General features: G+C 33.8%; 2 protein-coding genes. Both read left to right on the top strand.

Annotated elements, in window-relative coordinates; genetic code table 11:
- The first annotated feature begins 34 nt into the window (after positions 1–34).
- Positions 35–1,804 carry an aminopeptidase P family protein gene (locus KHW44_RS07395; protein WP_304067856.1) on the top strand — a complete coding sequence of 590 codons (1,770 nt, stop codon included), beginning with the start codon at positions 35–37 and terminating at the stop codon, positions 1,802–1,804.
- Positions 1,805–1,806: 2 nt separating this feature from the next.
- Entirely contained in the window at positions 1,807–3,630 is a 1,824-nt protein-coding gene (gene uvrC / locus KHW44_RS07400; protein ID WP_304067859.1) for an excinuclease ABC subunit UvrC, read from the top strand.
- Positions 3,631–3,758: the final 128 nt, after the last annotated feature.

Here is a 3,758-nt window from a genome sequence, read left to right on the forward strand (position 1 = left end):
TGATATAATTATTATAACTACGAGGAGGTAATTTATGATTACAGAAAGATTAGAAAAGCTAAGAAAAAAAATGAGCGAAAGAAATATCGATGCGTATGTTGTATTGTCAAGCGATCCTCATACATCGGAATATTTGGCAGATTATTATAAAACTAGAAAATATATTACTGGATTTAGTGGTAGTGCAGGAACTGCTGTAATTTTGAAGAAAAAAGCAGCTTTGTTTACTGACGGAAGATATTTTATTCAAGCTGCAAAAGAACTTGAAGGTTCTACTGTAGATTTGATGAAGATGGGAGAACCTGGTGTTCCTACTTTGATTGAATATTTGAAAGAAAATGTTCCTGAATGCGGAAAAATCGGCGTTGACGGACTTACTTTGGACTACAACGATTACTATCAATGGTTGGAAAAATTAGGCGACAGAATGATAATCACTGATGTGGATTTTGTTGGTGATATCTGGGAAGATCGTCCAGAAAAACCAAATTCAAAGGCTTATGCATTTGATGTAAAATATTGTGGCAAGGATACTAAGACAAAATTAAAAGAGCTAAGATATTTTATGGATTCTAACGATTGTGATTACAATTTTATAGGCTCTTTGGATGATATTTGCTACCTTTACAATATTAGAGGTAACGATGTATTGTACAATCCTGTTATCATAAGTTATGCATTGGTTGGAAAAGATTTTGCTAATTTGTACATTGATGATGAAAAAATCGACGATGATTTGATTGAATTATTAAAAGAACAAGGTGTTACTGTAAAAGCTTACGAAAAAGTCTTCGAAGATTTGAGTGAGCTTCCAGGAAAAAGTGTTTTATTCTTGGATCCTTCTAAGACAAATGTAAGAATTTACAATTCAATTAATTCAAATATTAGAATTTCAAAAGGAATTCAACCTACAACTTTGATGAAAGCTCATAAGAATGAAACAGAAATTAAAAATCAAAAGAATGCTTACATCAAAGACGGCGTTGCATTGGTTAAGTTTTTCAATTGGGTAGAAACAGGTACTCCAACTGGAAATGTTACTGAAATGAGTGCAGCAGATAAGTTGAGATATTTCAGAGAACAAGGCGATTTGTTCATGGATTTAAGTTTCGGTACTATATCTGCATATGGAGAAAATGCTGCACTTCCTCATTACGAACCATCAGTTGATCATCCAGTCACTTTACAACCGAAGGGATTGTATTTGGTTGATAGTGGTGCGCAATATTTGGATGGAACTACTGATATTACTCGTACGGTTGCTCTTGGTGAATTGACTGATGATGAAAAACTACACTATACTTTAACATTAAAATCACACATCAATTTGATGACTACAATCTTCCCTAAAGGAACAAAATCATCGAGCTTAGATCCAATTGCAAGAAGACCTATTTGGCAAGAAATGTTGGATTTCAGACACGGCACAGGCCACGGTGTTGGATTCTACCTTGGTGTTCACGAAGGTCCACAAAGAATTTCGTCCGTAAATAATGATATCGATATGGATGAAGGAATGGTTACTAGTGACGAACCAGGAATTTACATCGAAGGTTCACACGGAATTAGAATCGAAAATATTATGCACTGCATCAAAGTTGGAGAATCTGAATTTGGAGAATTCTTGGGATTTGAATCATTGTCTATTTGTCCAATTGACACAAGACCTGTTATCAAAGAAAAATTACTTCCTTTCGAATTAGAATGGTTGAACAATTACAATAAAGAATGCTACGAAAAATTATCACCATACTTGGAAGGATCTGACTTAGAATATCTTGAACAACAAACAAAAGCAATATAGAAATGTTTGATATAAAAAAAGAACTGCAAAAAGTACCTCACAAACCAGGCGTGTACATTATGCACGATAAAACAGACGAGATAATCTACGTTGGCAAGGCGATTGATTTGAGAAGACGTGTGGGTCAATATTTTGATTCATCAAAAAAACTCGCAAAGGTCGCTGCAATGGTAAGTCACGTAGAATATTTTGAATATATTATCGTGAATAATGAATGTGAAGCTTTGGTTCTGGAATCAAACTTAATCAAGAAAAACAGCCCGAAATACAACATCGTTTTAAGAGACGATAAGCAATATCCATACATCAAAATCACGAACGAAAAGTTTCCAAGAGTCTTGAAAACTAGACGTGTTTTGAAGGATAAGGCGAAGTATTTTGGGCCTTTTCCTAATGCTTATGCAGTTAATGATATTATAGATTTAATTCATGAAACGTACAAAATCAGAACGTGTAATTTGAATTTTGATAAGGGTCAAAAGCTTAAGAGACCTTGTTTGAATTATTATATCAATCGTTGTGACGGAATGTGCGTTTATGATGTTAACGAAGAAGATTACAACAAAGAATTGTTAGAAGTGGAAAATTTCTTGAATGGTCGTGAAGATGACTTGACTAAGAAATTGACCGATAAAATGATGGCTGCATCCAAGAATTTGAACTTCGAATTGGCAGCGAAACTCAGAGATTCTATCGCAAATATTCAAGTGATTTTGGAAAAACAAAACATTACCAACACCAAGGGGTTGGATTTGGATATGATATCCATGGCTAGAGAAGCGGAGACTGTATGCGTTCAAGTATTTTTCATGAGAAATGGTAAAATTATTGAAAGACAACATTTCATTATCGACAATAAATACGAAGAATCAAACGAACACATTGTAGGAGAATTTTTCAAACAATTCTACATTGATTTGACTTACGTTCCGAAACAAATCCTTACCGATATTGAAATCGAAGACAGAGAGCTTATCGAAGAAATGCTAACTGAGAAAAAAGGTTCCAAGGTAGAAATCAAAATTCCTAAACGTGGTAACAAGACTGACCTCTTGGAAATGGTCAGAGTAAACGCAAAAGAAGGACTGGACAAATACATTTCCAGACATTTGAAAAGAGAACGTAATCGTGAGAATGCAATCTTAGATTTGCAAGACATTACAGGGGTTAAACCAATTGATAGAATTGAATGCTACGATATTTCCAACACAAGTGGTGTAGATTCTGTGGGAAGTATGATTGTGTTCAAAAACGGGGCTAAATCTTCCAAAGATTATCGTAAATTTAAAATAAAAACTGTAGAAGGTGCCGATGATTATGCATCGCACAGGGAAGTATTGACGAGAAGATTCAGAAGACTTTTGGATTCTGATAAAAAAGACAACAGCTTTGACGAAATGCCTTCTATTATTTTGATGGATGGTGGCAAAGGTCAAGTCAACATCGCAAAAGAAGTGTTGAACGAATTCAACTTGGATATTCCAGTTCTAGGACTTGTAAAAGATGATAAGCATAGGACGCGTGGAATAATTTACGAAAACGACGAAATCAGATTGAAAGTGAACACTCCTTTGTACAGGTTGTTGTTCGCAATTCAAGAAGAGACACACAGATTTGCAATCAATTATCACAGAAAACTTCACGAAAAAAACTTCAAGAAATCTGAATTAGACAATATAGCCTTAATCGGAGAAAAAAGGAAAAAAGCTTTGATGAAACATTTTAAAACTCTTGACAGAATAAAAAAAGCCAGTGTAGAAGAGCTTTGCGAAGTTGATGGAATGAATGAAAAAGCAGCAAAAAATATAGTAAATTATTTTAAGTAATAATTTGCTATATTTTTTATTGTAAAGAAATATTGATTGATGGTAATATATAAGGTAGTGAAGGATGGATGTTTTATGACAAGAAAAAATTCTACTTTAATTAAAATGATAATGCTTTCAATATTTGT

The sequence above is a fragment of the Finegoldia magna genome, assembly GCF_018371055.1.
GTDB lineage: Bacteria > Bacillota > Clostridia > Tissierellales > Peptoniphilaceae > Finegoldia > Finegoldia magna_I.

Excerpts from the sequence above, each read along its gene's own strand:
- uvrC (WP_304067859.1), top strand. The coding sequence starts at position 1,807 with ATGTTTGATATAAAAAAAGAACTGCAAAAAGTACCTCACAAACCAGGC.
- KHW44_RS07395 (WP_304067856.1), top strand. The coding sequence starts at position 35 with ATGATTACAGAAAGATTAGAAAAGCTAAGAAAAAAAATGAGCGAAAGA.